We start from the raw sequence: 16,505 nt of genomic DNA on the forward strand, positions 1-16,505 counted from the left end.
ATTCATGAATCGCCCTTACATTGATATTGGAACAGTCTGTAGCTTAAAGTGTCTCAAGCAAAACTCGCCATCACCTGATTACGACCTTCATTCTTTGCTTTATACAATAATCGATCAGCTCGATTGATAACCAGATCAAGAGTTTCATCGTCGGGCATGTACTCGGTAACTCCGAAACTGGATGTGACGGTAAGTCCTGGCGCTAAATCATCAAAGTTATAACATTCAAAATATTCGCGTAACCTTTCTGCAATGCTGTAGGCTTCTTTAATGCCGGTATCCGGGAGTAAGATTAAAAATTCTTCGCCACCAATTCTTCCTACTGTATCTGAATCCCTTAATATTGCTTCACAAATATTACGTGTAGCCTGGATAACTCTATCGCCGACGTTATGTCCAAAGCGGTCATTAATACTTTTGAAGAAATCAATGTCAAACAGAATGACGCTGTAGGGTTTCCGTGTTTGTCCACTGGATCGATGCTGAAGCTCCAAGGTACGAAAAACGTGGCGTCTGTTGGGCAGCTTAGTCAAATTATCTGTATAGGCCATACGATGATTGGTTCTGGCCACGCTTCGATAACGCAACATAATCCACAGCGCGATACACACTACCAGTAACAAGAGTAATATTAGTACCCATAAAATATAACTATACTTTCGGCTCTCCTGGACATACTGAGCGTTAAGTATATTTTCCTGTTCTAGAAGCTTATTCTCGAATACCAGACGTTCTTGATCGAGTTGCTCACGAGACAAGTTAGAAACATAAGTCAAATTGTCATTAAACTGTTTACGATATTGAGTGTAAGACTCATTAAGCAGCTCATAGGCCTGTTCAAAGTTACCACTTTTAAAGGCTAACTGACTCTCAAGGCGGTTAATATAATGAGTATCTTGGCTGCCTAGTTGCACCGCATATTCTTTTGCAATAACCAAGTGTTGATTGGCTTTATCAAGTTGGCCCAATTCAAGGTAGATAGTTGCTAATTCTGTATGAATCTCAAAACTGAATAGTTCTTCGCCAACCTCTTTATGTAATTCTTGGGAAGTCAGAATGTGATTTAAAGCGGCCTCATAATTTTTTTGATCAATCAGCAAGCGCCCTTTAACTTGATGTGCGTATGCTCTGAGAGAGATATCTCCTGTATCTTTGGCTATTTGAAATGATTTATCGAGATAAGCATCTGCTTGCTCAAAGTCTTCAGCTGCGCGGTAAGAGTCGGCTAGATTTACGTATAAGTAAGTGTTCTGAGTGAACTTAGGGTTTGCTTCCATAATCTCAATTGATTTTTTAAGGTAATCAATTGCCGATGGGTAGTCATTAAGTGCACCGTATAAAATCGAGAAAACATTATAGGTTTCAACCAGTTGAAAAGGGTCGTCACTTTCGTATGCATGGGATAAAGCAAGCTCCATTAGCTCGAAAGCTTCCTGATAGCGATACATATAGGAATTAATATAAGCCCGCTCAAGCACAATATCGCTGAGTTTATTGTCTGGCCATGATTCTCGAACATCACGATAGAGTGCATCGGCAGTACGCTTAGCTTCTTTAATTTTACCCTCGGTTCTCAAAACCAGCATGAGAACATAATTGAACTCCTGATAGAGACTTGCCTTATCAACCGTATTTACCAGTGGTGTAGCGATGTTAAGGAATTCGCGGGCACGAAGAGGATCATTGGTGTGTATGTAATAATCAGCAACCAGAATATTGGCTAATGCTTCTGAGTGAGGATCCAAATCATTATTGAGAATGGTTTGAAGTTTATTGAGAAAGGAGTCCTGACTGCGCTCGGGTATGGATAATTTACCCATGGCATAAAGCTGGTTCTGCAGGGGAATATTGTCTGCTGGACTTGCTGAATAAGTTTGTGAGCTAGCCAGTAGCAACAACACCATCAATAGTGATTTGAGCTTGACCACATTAATCCCTTAATTGTTGTATTAGTAGAATGTGAATTAACTCACTTTACCGTAAATTGATGCAAAAATGAACAATGCCGTAATGCAAATTTGCATTACGGCATTGCAAGATTGAAATAATCTATTGAGAAAGGTTATTCAAAGAAGAAAGCAGGACGTTTCTTCTCTTCTGGGGCAATTTGATTGAGGGTCTGGGCATCGTATAGGCGTCCATTCAGCATCACCATATTGACCTTTTCACTGTTCTTCAGGTTTTCCAGTGGATCAGCATCAAGGATAACCAAATCTGCCAGTTTGCCCTCAGTGATAGAGCCAATCTCCGAATCCATACCGAGTATTTTAGCGCCATCCATAGTACCCGCCTCCAAGGCTTCATGCGGAGTCATGCCACCTTGCTCAAACATCCACAGTTCCCAATGGGCAGCTAGACCTTCGCGCTGACCGTGAGCACCGATACCCACTTTAACGCCAAGTTCGCGCAATTGTGCGGTAACCGTAGCATTGTTGATATGGTTGTAGTCCTCATCAGGCGCTGTGTAGCGACGACGAGACACCGGATCAAGGATTTCACGAGGAACAAATTTGGTCAGCAAAGGATGATCAAAAACCTTGGTTTTGTCATACCAGTAACGCTCACCCCATATTCCACCATAGGCTACGCCAAGCGTTGGCACGTAAGATGTCTGACTCTGGCTCCATAATTGCTTAACATCGTCATAGATTTTTTCGACAGGAATTGAGTGCTCAATGGTCGTATGACCATCAATGACCATCGAGATGTTATGCATGAACAATGAACCGCCTTCAGGAACCACAATGAGTCCAGTCTGACGGGCAGCTTCCAGTACCTGCTGTCGTTGATCACGACGTGGCTGGTTATAACTTTTTACAGAGAATGCTCCGGCAGCTTTCATGCGTTCAAGGTGGCCAATCGCATCATCCAGGTTGTTTACTTCAGCCGTAATGTATTGCTCTGCACCATAAAGAATGGTCCCTGTTGAGAAGAGGCGAGGTGCCGTAATCACACCTGCCTTTTGCATCTCGCTGGAAGAGAAAACAGCTTCGGTGTTGGCAGACGGATTGTGAGTCGTGGTGACACCAAAAGCCAATGAAGCCATTGCGTTCCAGTTCGTTTGTGGCTGGATCTGGTCATTCGCGTAAGGGCCATGCCAGTGTACATCCACTAATCCAGGGATAATGGTTTTGCCAGAAACATCAATGGTCTTAGCGCCTGAAGGAATGGTGACTTCACCACGCTGACCAACTGCTTTGATACGGTTGTTTTCAACTACAATGACACCGTTTTCAATGATCTCTTTACCTTCCATAGTAATAACTTTAGCACCAACCAAAGCTAATGAGGTGTCAGGCTTGTCTGCATTAACGGTAAAGTTAATGCGAGTTGCTTTGGCTTCAGGAGCTTCGGCTTCTGCATCTGCACCAGCATTTAAAAACGCAAAGCGCTCTTTAAGAGCTTGCTGATACAGATCTGGGCCTAACGACCATGAAAGCGATGCACTGTCTTCTGACCAGGCCAGGTTGCTGCCTGCAAATTTAGAGAACTGACGAACCGGCAGGTTGCGAGCAGATGGACCTGTACTAATCGCATTACCGCTACGCACGAATGGTGTTACATAAACTTGATAGCGTTGCGTGAAAGCGAGCCATTGCTGATCCGGAGATACTGCAAAATCACTAATCCAGTTGCCTTCATAATGTTCCTGCTTGGCGTTACCGCTTAGGTCAGTACTAACTAACTTGGTGCTGTAAATTTCGCCGTTAGGTGTTACCTGAGAAAAGAACACACGGTCAGAGCTTCCGGCAAAGAAAGGGCTGCTACCACTTTTTGATAACACGTATTGTTTATCATCATCAAGGTTAATGGCGACGATGCCAGTATCCTGAGAATAAAGTGGACTGGTCAGGTAACCGCCAGAAATGGCTTGTACCACAACCGTTTCACCATCCGGACTTAGACTTGGATTGGTGTAATGGCCTGGTTGCTGAGAAACCACTTTACCGCTGCCGCCACGTGAAGAAACGATGCGAACCGTACCCAGTTTTGCGTCATCCCAGGTGGTGTAGACAATTTTGCTACCATCCGCTGAATAATGCGGATAAAACTCAAAATGATCATTCTGGCGAGTTAAGCGTTTAGGTTTGCCATCTGGTAGGTTTACGGTATAAATCTTGCCCAATGCCTGGAAAATAGCTTGATCACCATCAGGAGAAACCTGTAACCAACGCAGCATCTTGGCATTAAATTTGGACTCATAAGCAGCATTCTTTTGAGTCACGGCCTGACGCATCTCGCGGCGATCAGTCACTTCAAAAGGAATGTTGGAAACCTCTTTGGAGGCAATATCAATCTTGTGAAGTTTACCCTGCGCCCAGAAGACAATTTCATCGCTATCTGGCGTCCAGGCAAAATTTGGGTAAACCCCATGAATAGCCCAGGTCTCCTGCATATCGCGCTCAAGGCCTTCATAAATCGGGTATTCAGCACCTGTCTCACGATCTTTCAGGAACAATGCGCTTTGTGCACGGATGCGACGCACGAAAGCAATAAACTTACCATCTGGCGAAGGTGTTGGACGAACTGCGCCGCCGGGGCCGTCAATCCAGGTTTCGATGTCGCCTGTCTCACGATTAATCGCAAAAACTTCATAAATCTGATTGTTGGAATCTTTACTGTATTCGAAATAACGACCTGGTGTTGAATCGCGAGAGAAAAGAACGTACTTACCGTCAGGGGTAAAAGCTGGCTCACCCAGATCTTTCTGCTCATTAGGACGCTTGTTCAACTGAATGCCGCTACCGCCTGATTTGTGGTAAAGCCAGATTTCACCGGCACCTAGAGAGCGTGTTCCGGTAAAGTGTTTGCGCGCAGCAATATAGTTGCCATCAGGACTCCATACAGGATTATTCAGCAAGCGAAAGCTTTCTTTAGTGACCTGATATTGGTCGGAACCATCGGTATCCATGACCCAGATATTGTCACCGCCACCCTGGTCAGTGGTGAAAGCTAGCTGCTTACCATCAGGCGAGAAACGCGGCTGCATATCCCACGCCATGCTGTTAGTAATGTTAGTCGCCTTACCGCCAGACATCGGCATAGTGTAGATATCGCCCAACAAATCAAAGGCAATCGTCTTGCCATCAGGGCTAACATCAAGATTCATCCAGGTGCCTTCATTGACCTGAATATCCGCAAAAATAGGAGTGCCGGGAGGATTGTTCACATCCCACTTAGCCTTGTCCTCGTCTGCCGCTGTAGCTGAATTCGCCACAGTCCCCAAAGACAGCACCAACAGGCTGGATAAGATAGATAATTTCTTCATTGCCAGACTCTTTCGTTAGTTAATGAAAATGACTCAACCTAGCAATATAGTGGGGCAATAGCTATTAGGCAAAAGATTGGCGCAGTAAATTGTAAGAAAAGGTTAAATGAAGGAGATTAACGTATACTTGGGAGGCGGGTGACATACCTATAAGGTAAGACTTAGCTCAGCACGTGACCATAGGAAGTACATTTGGGGAAAGTAAGAATTTGCTTCGTTACGTACCATGTTTGAGCCTGGTTTGATAGGAGGATAGTCCTCTGAGCTGGGAAAAGCAGGATTTAGAATAAACGTTATAGGTTAAGGAGTTCGAATGATACTTAAGCAACATGAGATACATACGGAACTTAAACCCTTTCTAACATAGACATGGTATTGAGAAGGCAATGGGCAAAAATTAATGGCCATAAGTTTCTACCAAATGCCACATAACCTATACCCATGGCTAAACCTATCAATCCTACGGTGATAGAACGCTCGGAAAGATCGTAGGAGTGTCTAAAGCCAAAGAGCATGGCTTGAAAAATGACCGCAATAACTGTGGCAAACCAGACGCTGGATAAGGTTTTTTCTATCCAATTAATGAGAAAACCTCGATCAAGGATTTCTTCTAATGCAGATTGTAGCCATATAAAAGGAATAATAGATAAAAAGAGCAGCCAATTACTAGTCAAGTTGCCAAATTTATCTGCTGCATTTTGCTCAGATGTATCAGCCGCTATTTGTAGGCCAAACTGGTCATTTACTATTTGGAAAAAAACGATAGAGATTACTGTAAACCCTAAAATAAAAGCAGTAGCATATAATGACTGCTTATAGTTTTTGGGTTTGCATAATCCAATCTCTTTCCAACTGACGTTTCTTAAACGTACTAAAACCACAGCGACCAGTAGAGTAGATATCGACCAGAAAAGACCATTAGTGATGAAGTTAAATTGTGAAAAATAAACTTCCCTTATTAAAAACATGACTGAAATATAGATCGCTAAATCTAATAAAAAGTATAGTGGTGATGGTTTGGAGATGTTTTGAGCGGGTGGTTCAGCCTTTCCGAGAGAGTTCATCTTTATAATCCCTTAAACAGTTTATGGTGAAAGCGAAAGCTAATTGCAAGTAGTGTTATAAACTTTTATCACTATCAGTGTCTTGCATTTCGGGGGTGTCTTTACACAGTGCACAGTGTTGACCGCGTCTGGCCTGATAAAAACGGCTTACGGTAAAAATGATTGATGTAATCGGAGCCCATATTGCACCCTGAAACAAAGCATAGCTTAGGTCATTATTTTTTAAATACTGGGCACCTGAAATAGCAATAAAAGCACCAATAAGAATGGTAATAAATCGTTTGACCCAAAAAGTATAACCCATAAACCTGCCTCCGTATTATTGAGCCTGATTGTCAGCAGTCGTCGCTTGGTAGATAGGCTCTACGCGTTTACTGATTGTATGACCTATACCTGTGTCACCGATATAGATGAGATCCAAGTACTTGTTACCCGCATTGAGTGCAATGATTGCATGTGTGATAGCTGTATTTAACTCATCTTTTCGTGAGCTGCTTAAATTATGCGAGTCGATAGCTAGCAGTAAATTGGGTTTGGCGGATTCTGTTTCATAGGATACAGAAGCAAGGTATGCCAATTGTACTTCGGGAAACTCTTTAAAGGTGTTCGTTATTGCATTGATTAGGTCCGTTGAGGCATCTTCTGGATGTCGAATGAACACAGTTGTGTCTTTGCTAAGCACTTGCTCTGTTATCTTAGAATCAGCAACCAGTTCGGCAAGCCAATCTAACTCATCAGGAACGAAAATTTTACTATGCTCAGTTCCAACATTAAGTGCCCAATGCAGGTCTGAACCTACCGCTTCGACAAGCGTTCGGCCATTCATGGAAACATAGGCAAGTTCATCATTACCCCACTGTCTTAATCGTTCCAAGGAATCGAAAACCATCAGAACGAGAACACCGTCAGTTTTCATAAGCAGCGGATCAAAGGTGCCTCCCTTTTGGGTAAGACTATCTTTTTCAAAGCTATGAACGGGTATATAGAGTTCAGAATTTAATAACAGGTTGTAGTAGGCGAACTCTTTTTGCTCATCCTGTAGCGCAATTTCATATGCTTGGTCCAAAGGGCTTAGAATGGTTTTAGTCGCAACTGCAAATGGTGCGAACAAGCAAATTAAAAGCAGTGAAATACGTAATTTATGCATGGGCTATAATGTAAGTTAGTTATTAGAATAAATGACTTAAAGAGAAAAATATAATACAAGAATAATTAACTCTGTCCGTGTTGATTATTGAATTAAAGATTAAGTCATTGTTCTGTGATGTCTCTTGATTTAGGCGTTGGGATTAATCCTATAAACCTTGCTAGACTTAATAAAGTCATGAAAAGGCCAATCATCGCTTGTCCGATAACGAGGGAATAAGCCAAGACTCCAAGTGGTGTGACATTGTAATAACCAAAACTGGTCATTACGACAAAGCTGGTATAAATAGCTCCGAAAACGCTTTCGTTCGATCCTTCGACTGCGAACAAAAATAAACTATTGAATACTACATACTGGGCTGCAAACCAAAAAATAATTTCAAAATAGTTTTGAATCAAAAGTACTACAATCCGACGATAGCCATGCAAAGCATATTCTTTACCTGCTTTTTTGGCTCTGTATTCATCAAAGAGCAACACATTGGTCTGATATACAACAACCTCGAAGACCCGTAGTAAGGCATATGCTGCAATAAATAAACCTACATAGTAGTTATTGATGAATAAAACGGCGGGTACAGATAAGAAAGATAGCAGCAGATGTCCAAGAGCCCAGGCTTCTGAAAAAAGACCAGTTCTGGCGCCTGGAAATAAAAACCTGACAAAGTTGAAAAGTGATATTTTACCTATGGCTTTGAAAATAAAGGCCCAAAAATCAAGAATGAATGTCGTTCGTTTTGGTGAATCTGCCATAGAACACTCTGTTATTAATTATTTGTAGTATATTCGTAAGACTTTATTATCATTAATCTTGTAATACAAGTATCGATTATCCAGCCATAAACAGCACTTTCTTCGGTCGAATTACTCGGCTAGCAGATAGGAAATTCAGTTATAGGTATAATTAAGACAGCAATGGAACTGAGTTCATAATCGCTGCAGCGTGTTAACTGGCGGTGCTATTGCATATCATTCTGTAATAACTAATAGGGTCAAGGAGGGTTTATGAGATCACGCTTCGAACCGGGCCATAATATTGCGATGAAGGTTCCAGCGCATGAGTACGATACGACGGTGGCGTTTTATCGTGATGTGTTGGGGTTTGAGTTGATTCCTTTGGACAATGATGAGGAGAACAATACCATTCGTTTTAAGTTTGGCGATAAGGTGTTGTGGATTGATCGGGTTGCGACTCTCAGCCAAACTGAAATATGGTTAGAAGTTACTACGGATGATGTGGAGGAGGCTGCTCAGTATTTACAGCAAAATAACGTCGTGCGTTGTGATGATATTGAAATCTTGCCTGAGGGTTTCAAAGGCTTTTGGATATCTAGTCCTGCCAATATCATTCACTTAGTGACCGATTCCGATTAATATGGTGTAAAACATAAGCAAGGAGAGTAAGGATATGCTGAATGTAAAAGTCGATGCTGATCATGCTTTAGTGATTTTAGAGCCGGATGGTGCTTTAACGGATAATGATTTTCGGTTGGCGGCACAGTTAATTGATCCGGTGATTGAAAAGAATGGTTCACTCAAAGGGCTAATCATTCAAACACGTTCATTTCCTGGCTGGGCTTCATTTGCCGCGCTAGTCTCTCATCTACGTTTTGTTCGTGAACACCATAAAAGCGTACAGCGCATTGGCTTTGTTACTGACTCTCCAGTAGGGTCATTTGCGGAGGCGATAGGCAATCATTTTGTTAGTGCTCAAATTCGGCACTTTTCGTATGATGAATTTACACACGCCAGAAACTGGGTTCTGTATGGAGAATAAACCGACTGATTTAATGGAATTAATTCGCTTTTATCGAGTCTAGTAAAATTCAAATAAAAAAGCAGAAGGAAGTTAGTGAATGAATAAAATACTGGTTGGATTAATTTTGTGTGCCGCTTGCACGGGATTTGCAAAAGAAAAGGGCTCAATTGGATTTTCAGGAAAAGTTGGTGTAGATGGCTTTTTCTCTCCAGAAATTTCGTCTTTTGAAATAGAAGAAGTCTTTGCGGATTCTCCCGCTGAAAAGGCGGGTCTAAAAGCAGGTGACAAGGTGTTGGCAATTGAAGACTGCCAGATCCCAGGCTGTGATACTGATGAGGCACAGGAGTTAATGAAAAGAGCGCCTGGAGAAGAGCTAAGATTAACTATCCAAACCAAGGATGGAGAGGAAAAAGAAATCCTGATTCTGGTGGGTGAGCCGATTGAAGAATCTTAATTAAGCATCATCAGGTAACATGACCGTCACACAATGAATTAACTTTTGTGTTTTTTTATCAGTGGCGGTTCTATCGATATTTTCTGGGTTAGTAAGCTGTTGAACTGCCCAATCAATATGTTCTCGAACCATTTCGTTGGCCTCTTCGTATTTAGCCTTCAGCGGCTCAATCATTTCATGCTGATTTGAGTTACCAATAGCAACTGCCAGATTTCTGAGCCAGTTCTGATAACCGATGCGTCGAATAGGACTACCCTGGAAATTGTTTAGGAAGGTTGGCTCATCCCAACTCCATAGCGTTGCCAGCGATACTTTGTGGAGATCATGTCGAGCTGAAAAATCCTCAATATTGGTATGATTAGCAAATCGGTTGTAGGGGCATGCCAGTTGGCAGTCATCGCAGCCATAAATTCGGTTGCCCATTAAAGGTCGTAATTCGATTGGAATGGCTTCCTGATTCTCAATGGTCAGATATGAAATACAGCGCCTTGCATCGATTTTTTTATCATCAATAATCGCATCCGTTGGGCACAGATTGATACAGGATGAGCAACTGCCGCACAGATCCTCGACCGGCTCATCAATGGACAATGGTAAATTAATAAAGATTTCACCAAGGAAAAACCAGGAGCCTGCATCTTTATTGAGTATCAACGTATGCTTACCCTTCCAACCAAGTCCTGACTTTTCAGCGAAAGCTGTTTCCAGCACTGGAGCACTATCAACTAACACCCGATAATCAATATCACAATCTTTTTCCAGAGTGGACCTTAAATCCTCGATGACCCGCTGCAACCGTTTACGCATCAACTTATGATAGTCGCGACCTAAAGCATAGCGAGAGATATTGGCCAGGGATTTATCTTTGAGTGGCGTAGTAAAGCTGGCGTTGTTATTCAGATAGTCAAAACGTAAAGATAAAACACGGCAGGTGTTGGGATGTAGCTCGGCGGGGTTTTGGCGCAGCTCCTGATTACGTTCAAGAAAGGACATGCAGCCATGATAGCCGTCATCCACCCACTGCTTGAAGCGCTCAAAGTAACCGCCGGTATCAGTGTCGGAAACTCTTAGATCCTGAAACCCATGCTCTTTTGCCAACCTAACCGCGGTCTGCTTAATCTGTTCAAGTTGTTGGTCGGTCAGGGGCATAGATAGTTAAAGGGATTACCATGCATACATGGTAACGCTATTCCTTGGGCAATAACATAAAGTCCAAGGCCATTTGCAGGTCGGCTTCACTACAATCGAAGCAGGCACCTTTGGGTGGCATACCCTTATAGCCTTCAACCATACTAGTCATCATAGCTTCCTCGCCTTTGTCCAGGCGTGATTGCCATTGCTCCATATTGCCACGGATCGGGGCTCCGCCGTGGCCACGTTCATGGCAACTGAAACAGGATTGGTAATAAATGCTTTCACCAGTACGTTCCTGTGGTTCTGGAGTGCAGGCAGATAGCAGTAATAATGCTGTGGCTGAGATAGTTAAAAGAGTCGGTTTCATGGCAGTGTTACAGAAGTGTTCGTAAATGACAGGCACAAAAAAGCCGATCGCGAGGGATCGGCTTGATGTAATGATTACTGGCTTTGTTCGATCATGTAATCGACAGTAGCGATGATTTCTTCATCAGAACAATCAGCACAGGTACCTTTGGCTGGCATTGCGTTAATACCATTGATGGCGTTGGCGTGAACGGTATCGATACCCTTTGCGGTACGGTTAGCCCACTCAGCAGCATCACCAATTTTAGGAGCGCCTGCAGCACCAGTAGTATGACAGGCCATGCAGTATGTGTTGTATATCTGATCTGGAGTGCGTGTTGCTGAAGCACCGCCAGCTGCAGCTGGAGCAGCGTTAGCTACTTGTGGTACATCGTCACCTTCAACATAAACGCTATGAACAGGCTTCAAGCGTTCGTTAACATTATGATCACTCATGTGCTTTGCGGTGGCGATACCAGCAAAACCCGCGATAGTGAAACTGGTGATAAAAACAAGTGCGTTTTTCAAGTTAGTCATGACGTCTCTCTCTGTATATGCCTGTTGCCTGTGCTCTATAGTCGAGATGCAGGCATTCATGTGGCGCAGATTATAACGGTTATTGGCAAACGATCAAATAGTCATCAACTATCAAGGGCAAAAAATAACCAGATTAAACAGGGATCGAAGGGCTTTGAATTAGGCATAGGTTTTTGCCGTCAGATCAGGCAAACTAGCGCAAAAGCTTTGGTTGGGGAGAATATGGGTTTTCTAAAGCAAACAGCGCTCAAAATGCTTGGTGAAGCGTTGGTCAATAAGATTCCTTTCAATCGCCATATAGGGCTCGAATACGATAGTGTCAGTGAACAGGAATGTATCATCAAGTTCGATATGAAGCCTGAGTTAGTGGGCAATTACTATCATGGAATATTGCATGGAGGAGTAATTTCCTCTGCTTTGGATATGGTTGGTGGTACCATGGCTGCGGTTGGTATTCTTAACGATAATCCTGCTACTCATTTACCTCAACTGAAAACTAAACTGGCCAAACTGAGCACCATTGATATTCGTGTTGATTATCTGCGGCCAGGTCGCGGAGAGCAGTTTTTTGCTAAAGCTCAGCTTTTGAGGGCTGGTCGAAAGGTGGCGGTAGTGCGAATGGAGCTGGAAAATAACGAAGGCTCATTAATCGCTGTGGCAACCGGCACTTACATGGTGGGTTAGCCCCATACAAAACCAATAATTGATTAGAGAATCATCATGCAGAACGTTAATCGTGCAGGATACATTTATGGCATTCTAGCTTTTGTCATCTGGGGACTGGCGCCTATATACTTTAAGGCTCTTGAAGGGGTTTCTGCCCTAGAAATACTTGCTCATAGGGTGGCCTGGTCAGTGCCGGTGGTACTGATCATTATGTGGGCCATTAAGCGGCCTTTTCCGAAGAATATCCTGCAAGATAAAAAAACCATTGGGATTCTGATCGCCACCTCAGTATTAATTTCAGGTAACTGGCTGGCATTTACCTGGGCGGTGACCAATGAGCGGGTGCTTGAAACCAGTTTGGGCTACTTTATCAATCCTTTATTCAGCGTTGCTCTGGGCATTCTCTTTTTAAAAGAGAAGTTGACAACTTGGAGCAAGATAGCACTACTTTTGGCGACGTTAGGCGTACTTTATCGTATATTTTCGTTAGGAAGCTTGCCCTGGATATCCCTGTGGCTGGCTTTTTCATTTGGTGTCTATGGGTTGCTGCGTAAGCAGGTCAATATTGGGCCTTTACAGGGTTTGCTGGTTGAAACGCTAATCGTTTTGCCATTCACGGCAGGTTACATCATCTATCTATGGTACACAGGCACCGGCGCTTTCCTGCATACCTCGGCTTCTATCGATTGGTTATTGTTAGCAGGTGGTGTAATCACCACGGTACCTCTAGCATTGTTCTCAGCCGGAGCGCGCTTGCTACCACTTAATACCATCGGCTTTATGCAGTATCTGGCTCCAAGCTTGACCTTCCTGTTAGCAGTATTTGCCTTCAAGGAAACCTTCAATGTCGATCTGTTGATTACCTTTGGCCTGATCTGGGCAGGTTTGATCATCTATACCATTGGCGTAGTTCGCCAGCAAAATCAGAAGAGACGCGACCGCAAGTCAGCAGCTAAGTTAATGGAAAATCAGTAAGTTTTAGAGCGTAAAGGGCCAGGATAATCGTATTGGCGATAGCCTGATGTATGATAAATTGGCTGGTACATTGATTTATTCTTGGTGCAAACGGAGCTTGTATGACTTTTGAAGTCATTTTCATTTTTGGACTGGTATTAGCGGTTTTTATCGCTTTCATCTGGGAGAAATACCCTCCAGAAGTAATAGCCCTGGCATCATCAGCAATATTGATGGTGGTAGGCATTCTGGATACCGGCGAGTTTCTATCAGTATTCAGTAGCAGCGCGCCAATGACAATTGCCATGATGTTTATCATCAGTGCCGCTCTGGAGCGGACTGGCGTGCTACAAATTATTAGTAATATCCTCAAGCGCAGTGCCAAAGGTTCCTATCTTCGTTCATTATTGGTGATCATGTTTTTCAGCATGATTTCATCAGCATTCATGAATAACACGCCAATTGTTATCATGCTGACGCCGGTGGTCATTTCATTGGCAGCCAGTATTAACATGCCCCCTTCAAAACTGCTTATCCCTCTATCCTTCGCTTCAATTTTTGGTGGCACCTTAACGCTGGTTGGAACTTCAACCAATATCTTGATGAGTACTGTGGCAACTGACCATGGTCAGCCAGTGATTGGTATGTTTGAAATGACCTTACCGGCACTGTTTTTTGTAGTGGTCGGTTTTACTTACATGATGATCCTCAGCCGATTTTTGTTACCTGATCGCTATTCACTGGCAGATATTGTTGGCAGCCAACCTGAGAGAAAATTTATCGCCGAAATACTCATACCGGCTGAGTCAGACCATATAGGAAAACAGGTAAAAGACTTCTCATTGCCGGTAGAAGGGGCCAGCGTTATCGACATGATTCGACGTAATGTTTCGGTAAGGCGCAGGATGAGAGAGCTGACGGTTAAGGCAGGCGACCGCTTTATTTTAAAAACCGATGCCAGCGAGCTGTTAAGTTTAAAAGAAGATGGGCAAGTCGAGTTCAGTTCAACGTTACCACAAGGTTTTGAGCCAGTTACTGCCAGTGAATCATTGTTGATGGAAGCCAGTATCAATCAAAAATCCAGCCTTATGGGACGTCGGTTGATGGACTTAGGTTTAGCACGTAAATATGGCGTTTATGTAATCGCTATTCATCGTGATGATGAAAATCTGAATGAAAATTTTGAGAATATTAAATTAAAGTTTGGCGATACCCTATTGTTAGAAGGTCCGGTTGACGGAATTAAGCGGTTGCTGGAAGACGGTAACATCATTAATTTAACCGAACCACAAGATAGACCCATTCGTCGTAGCAAAGCCCCCATCGCTTTCATTACCATTCTTGGCATTATGGTGCTGGCAGCGATGAATGTGTTGCCGATTGCAGGATTAGCCATTATTGGCGCTACTATTGTAATGATCACGCGCTGTGTCGATCCTGATGAAGCATTTGATGCGATTGACTGGCGTATTCTGTTTCTGATATTCGGTATGCTGGGACTGAGTCTGGGCATGGAAAAAACAGGCGCAGCTGAGATATTGGTTTCAGGAGTTGTTGGAATTACCGAAAATATTGGCCCCATTGGTTTGCTGTTTGCAGTTTATGTATTAACTTCTTTGCTGACCGAAATGATCAGTAATAATGCGGTAGCGGTATTAATTGGGCCGCTGGTGATTGCACTTGCTGAACAATTGGGGCTCGATCCGAGACCTTTTATCATGGCAGTAATGTTCGCTGCCAGTGCCAGCTTTGCAACGCCAATTGGTTATCAGACCAATACATTCGTTTATGGTGCCGGTGGCTATAAGTTTAGAGACTTCCTCAAGATTGGTATTCCACTGAATATCATTTTTGCGATTCTGGCAACCGCTGTCATACCGATGTTTTTTCCATTTTAGAACACAGTTGCCGAGGTGATTACAGTTTCACCTTGGCAACTTTTATGACGCCATTGGCATCGTATTCCCGATCGAACACGCAGTAATAGTCGCTCATTAGTGGCAAACCCATAATCGACATATCAGGCCAGTTTTTTAATTGATCCATGATCATGAAATAAGCTCGGCCATGTTCCAGTGCATTAATCTGCCAATAATTATCAGGGGTACAGCTCATTCGGATTTTCTCGCCATAGGGGCTAAGGAAATAAAAGTGAATGTCAGGCCATTGAGCTAAGTCCAGATCAGTCGGGAAGTAGCCTTTGCCAGCCTGATTGGCATTCTGGAATCGCTCAATATGACGAATGAAGCTGACATCCAGGTCTATCAGGTCATCCATTAGTTCCTGGTAAAGATAACGCTGTAATACTAAGAAACTGGAGCCACAGTCAATGATGCTGTTGGAGCGGCCCTTGCTGCGATAATTGTTTTGAATTGGTGGTGCGGCAATTTCACGGCCATTACCAACCTGCATCGAAATTAACTTGGTGTTGTAATAACTGTCGTGCACCACATCAATCGTTTCGAGGTTGCCATGGTAGAGTTCGCGATGAACTTCCCCGGCACCCAGAATCAGCAGCCCCTGATTTAATGGGTCGGCATGTAGATGTTCATCGGTATAAGTCGGATCGGCAACATGCACGATGGAACGCTTGGTATACAGGGCAAATTTATTTTTACTGATTTTTTGTTCTTCGAGCTGGGTGAAGAATGCTTTGGGATAAAGTCCCGGGTATTGTTTTAACTGCTTACGAAATTGACGGATACCCTGTTTACTAGATTCAACCTCAAACGGCCAGGGATAGGTGTGTGCCGGCTCGTGATTTCTCTCTGTGAAATAGTCTGTCAGGTCATGGGCGCGATTAAGTTCGCGATAGCCAAGCCCGAGAATGCCATCAGCCCCATAAAAATTATCCTGTTGTTCGGTCTTAATTACCGCAATATGAGTGTCCTTGAGGAGCATACGTTTATTGTCATGTTCAAGCGACAAGTGAGTTTTAACGATTGGGCCTGCCCAACCACCGGCACCATAAGTGAGCGCCTGCGCCAGCGGCGTTGGCTTAAGATAATAGTCATTGGCGTGGTTATAAGCTTTGGTTTCTACGGCAATGGTACTGCTGCCTGTATCCAGTAAAAGATGGGCGACTTCCTGATTGCAACCAATTTGAATAGGGGCGCAGTAGCCGCCTTTGGCTGGCACAATGGTGATGGGCAGTTTCATCGTATCCTTGGGCATTAT

General features: G+C 43.4%; 16 protein-coding genes. 6 read left to right on the plus strand and 10 right to left on the minus strand.

Annotation, left to right across the window (positions count from 1 at the left end; translation table 11 throughout):
* Positions 1–53: 53 nt before the first annotated feature.
* From B158_RS0102390 to B158_RS0102415, 6 genes are all read right to left on the minus strand, one after another.
* Positions 54–1,928, minus strand: a complete 1,875-nt coding sequence (locus B158_RS0102390) for a tetratricopeptide repeat-containing diguanylate cyclase (protein ID WP_018623733.1) — start codon at positions 1,926–1,928, stop codon at positions 54–56.
* 134 nt (positions 1,929–2,062) lie between these two features.
* Entirely contained in the window at positions 2,063–5,269 is a 3,207-nt protein-coding gene (locus B158_RS0102395; RefSeq protein ID WP_018623734.1) for an amidohydrolase family protein, read from the minus strand.
* 347 nt (positions 5,270–5,616) lie between these two features.
* Positions 5,617–6,333 (minus strand): CPBP family intramembrane glutamic endopeptidase, encoded by a 717-nt coding sequence (locus B158_RS0102400; RefSeq protein WP_018623735.1) that lies wholly within the window; start codon positions 6,331–6,333, stop codon positions 5,617–5,619.
* A gap of 55 nt (positions 6,334–6,388) precedes the next feature.
* A complete protein-coding gene (locus B158_RS0102405) occupies positions 6,389–6,637 on the minus strand; it encodes a hypothetical protein (protein WP_018623736.1) in 249 nt (82 codons plus the stop codon).
* A 15-nt stretch (positions 6,638–6,652) separates the two neighbouring features.
* The gene (locus tag B158_RS0102410; RefSeq protein ID WP_018623737.1) at positions 6,653–7,480 is read right to left on the minus strand and encodes an enhanced serine sensitivity protein SseB C-terminal domain-containing protein; all 828 of its coding nucleotides are present in this window, start codon (positions 7,478–7,480) and stop codon (positions 6,653–6,655) included.
* A 104-nt stretch (positions 7,481–7,584) separates the two neighbouring features.
* Positions 7,585–8,232: a hypothetical protein gene (locus B158_RS0102415; RefSeq protein WP_018623738.1), complete on the minus strand. Its 648-nt coding sequence runs from the start codon at positions 8,230–8,232 to the stop codon at positions 7,585–7,587.
* 252 nt (positions 8,233–8,484) lie between these two features.
* On the opposite strand from B158_RS0102415, the gene B158_RS0102420 reads away from it, so the two are divergent.
* From B158_RS0102420 to B158_RS0102430, 3 genes are all read left to right on the plus strand, one after another.
* On the plus strand, positions 8,485–8,853 hold the full coding sequence (locus B158_RS0102420) for a VOC family protein (RefSeq protein WP_018623739.1): 369 nt from the start codon (positions 8,485–8,487) through the stop codon (positions 8,851–8,853).
* 34 nt (positions 8,854–8,887) lie between these two features.
* Positions 8,888–9,256: a SpoIIAA family protein gene (locus B158_RS0102425; RefSeq protein WP_018623740.1), complete on the plus strand. Its 369-nt coding sequence runs from the start codon at positions 8,888–8,890 to the stop codon at positions 9,254–9,256.
* Positions 9,257–9,335: 79 nt separating this feature from the next.
* On the plus strand, positions 9,336–9,692 hold the full coding sequence (locus tag B158_RS0102430) for a PDZ domain-containing protein (protein ID WP_018623741.1): 357 nt from the start codon (positions 9,336–9,338) through the stop codon (positions 9,690–9,692).
* Here B158_RS0102430 and queG read toward each other — a convergent pair whose 3' ends face one another.
* The 3 genes from queG to B158_RS0102445 form a co-directional block, all read right to left on the minus strand.
* Positions 9,693–10,841, minus strand: coding sequence for a tRNA epoxyqueuosine(34) reductase QueG (gene queG, locus B158_RS0102435; RefSeq protein ID WP_018623742.1), 1,149 nt, complete (start codon positions 10,839–10,841; stop codon positions 9,693–9,695).
* Between the two features lie 37 nt (positions 10,842–10,878).
* Entirely contained in the window at positions 10,879–11,193 is a 315-nt protein-coding gene (locus B158_RS0102440; RefSeq protein ID WP_018623743.1) for a c-type cytochrome, read from the minus strand.
* Between the two features lie 74 nt (positions 11,194–11,267).
* Positions 11,268–11,708: a c-type cytochrome gene (locus B158_RS0102445; RefSeq protein WP_018623744.1), complete on the minus strand. Its 441-nt coding sequence runs from the start codon at positions 11,706–11,708 to the stop codon at positions 11,268–11,270.
* Positions 11,709–11,930: 222 nt separating this feature from the next.
* On the opposite strand from B158_RS0102445, the gene B158_RS0102450 reads away from it, so the two are divergent.
* The 3 genes from B158_RS0102450 to B158_RS0102460 all read left to right on the plus strand — a co-directional run bounded on the left by B158_RS0102450 (position 11,931) and on the right by B158_RS0102460 (position 15,226).
* Positions 11,931–12,392, plus strand: coding sequence for a thioesterase family protein (locus B158_RS0102450; RefSeq protein ID WP_051082509.1), 462 nt, complete (start codon positions 11,931–11,933; stop codon positions 12,390–12,392).
* Between the two features lie 36 nt (positions 12,393–12,428).
* Positions 12,429–13,349, plus strand: a complete 921-nt coding sequence (gene rarD, locus B158_RS0102455) for an EamA family transporter RarD (protein WP_018623746.1) — start codon at positions 12,429–12,431, stop codon at positions 13,347–13,349.
* Between the two features lie 101 nt (positions 13,350–13,450).
* A complete protein-coding gene (locus B158_RS0102460; RefSeq protein WP_018623747.1) occupies positions 13,451–15,226 on the plus strand; it encodes an SLC13 family permease in 1,776 nt (591 codons plus the stop codon).
* A gap of 19 nt (positions 15,227–15,245) precedes the next feature.
* On the opposite strand, the gene B158_RS0102465 is transcribed toward B158_RS0102460, so the two are convergent.
* Entirely contained in the window at positions 15,246–16,502 is a 1,257-nt protein-coding gene (locus tag B158_RS0102465; protein WP_018623748.1) for a pepsin-like aspartic protease, read from the minus strand.
* Positions 16,503–16,505: the final 3 nt, after the last annotated feature.

Origin of the sequence: Kangiella aquimarina DSM 16071, from assembly GCF_000374105.1 — a bacterium.
GTDB lineage: Bacteria > Pseudomonadota > Gammaproteobacteria > Enterobacterales > Kangiellaceae > Kangiella > Kangiella aquimarina.

Coding starts and splice junctions, on each gene's coding strand:
- B158_RS0102395 (WP_018623734.1), bottom strand. CDS start 5,269: ATGAAGAAATTATCTATCTTATCCAGCCTGTTGGTGCTGTCTTTGGGG.
- B158_RS0102400 (WP_018623735.1), bottom strand. CDS start 6,333: ATGAACTCTCTCGGAAAGGCTGAACCACCCGCTCAAAACATCTCCAAA.
- B158_RS0102405 (WP_018623736.1), bottom strand. CDS start 6,637: ATGGGTTATACTTTTTGGGTCAAACGATTTATTACCATTCTTATTGGT.
- B158_RS0102410 (WP_018623737.1), bottom strand. CDS start 7,480: ATGCATAAATTACGTATTTCACTGCTTTTAATTTGCTTGTTCGCACCA.
- B158_RS0102415 (WP_018623738.1), bottom strand. CDS start 8,232: ATGGCAGATTCACCAAAACGAACGACATTCATTCTTGATTTTTGGGCC.
- B158_RS0102420 (WP_018623739.1), top strand. CDS start 8,485: ATGAGATCACGCTTCGAACCGGGCCATAATATTGCGATGAAGGTTCCA.
- B158_RS0102425 (WP_018623740.1), top strand. CDS start 8,888: ATGCTGAATGTAAAAGTCGATGCTGATCATGCTTTAGTGATTTTAGAG.
- B158_RS0102430 (WP_018623741.1), top strand. CDS start 9,336: ATGAATAAAATACTGGTTGGATTAATTTTGTGTGCCGCTTGCACGGGA.
- queG (WP_018623742.1), bottom strand. CDS start 10,841: ATGCCCCTGACCGACCAACAACTTGAACAGATTAAGCAGACCGCGGTT.
- B158_RS0102440 (WP_018623743.1), bottom strand. CDS start 11,193: ATGAAACCGACTCTTTTAACTATCTCAGCCACAGCATTATTACTGCTA.
- B158_RS0102445 (WP_018623744.1), bottom strand. CDS start 11,708: ATGACTAACTTGAAAAACGCACTTGTTTTTATCACCAGTTTCACTATC.
- B158_RS0102450 (WP_051082509.1), top strand. CDS start 11,931: ATGGGTTTTCTAAAGCAAACAGCGCTCAAAATGCTTGGTGAAGCGTTG.
- rarD (WP_018623746.1), top strand. CDS start 12,429: ATGCAGAACGTTAATCGTGCAGGATACATTTATGGCATTCTAGCTTTT.
- B158_RS0102460 (WP_018623747.1), top strand. CDS start 13,451: ATGACTTTTGAAGTCATTTTCATTTTTGGACTGGTATTAGCGGTTTTT.
- B158_RS0102465 (WP_018623748.1), bottom strand. CDS start 16,502: ATGCCCAAGGATACGATGAAACTGCCCATCACCATTGTGCCAGCCAAA.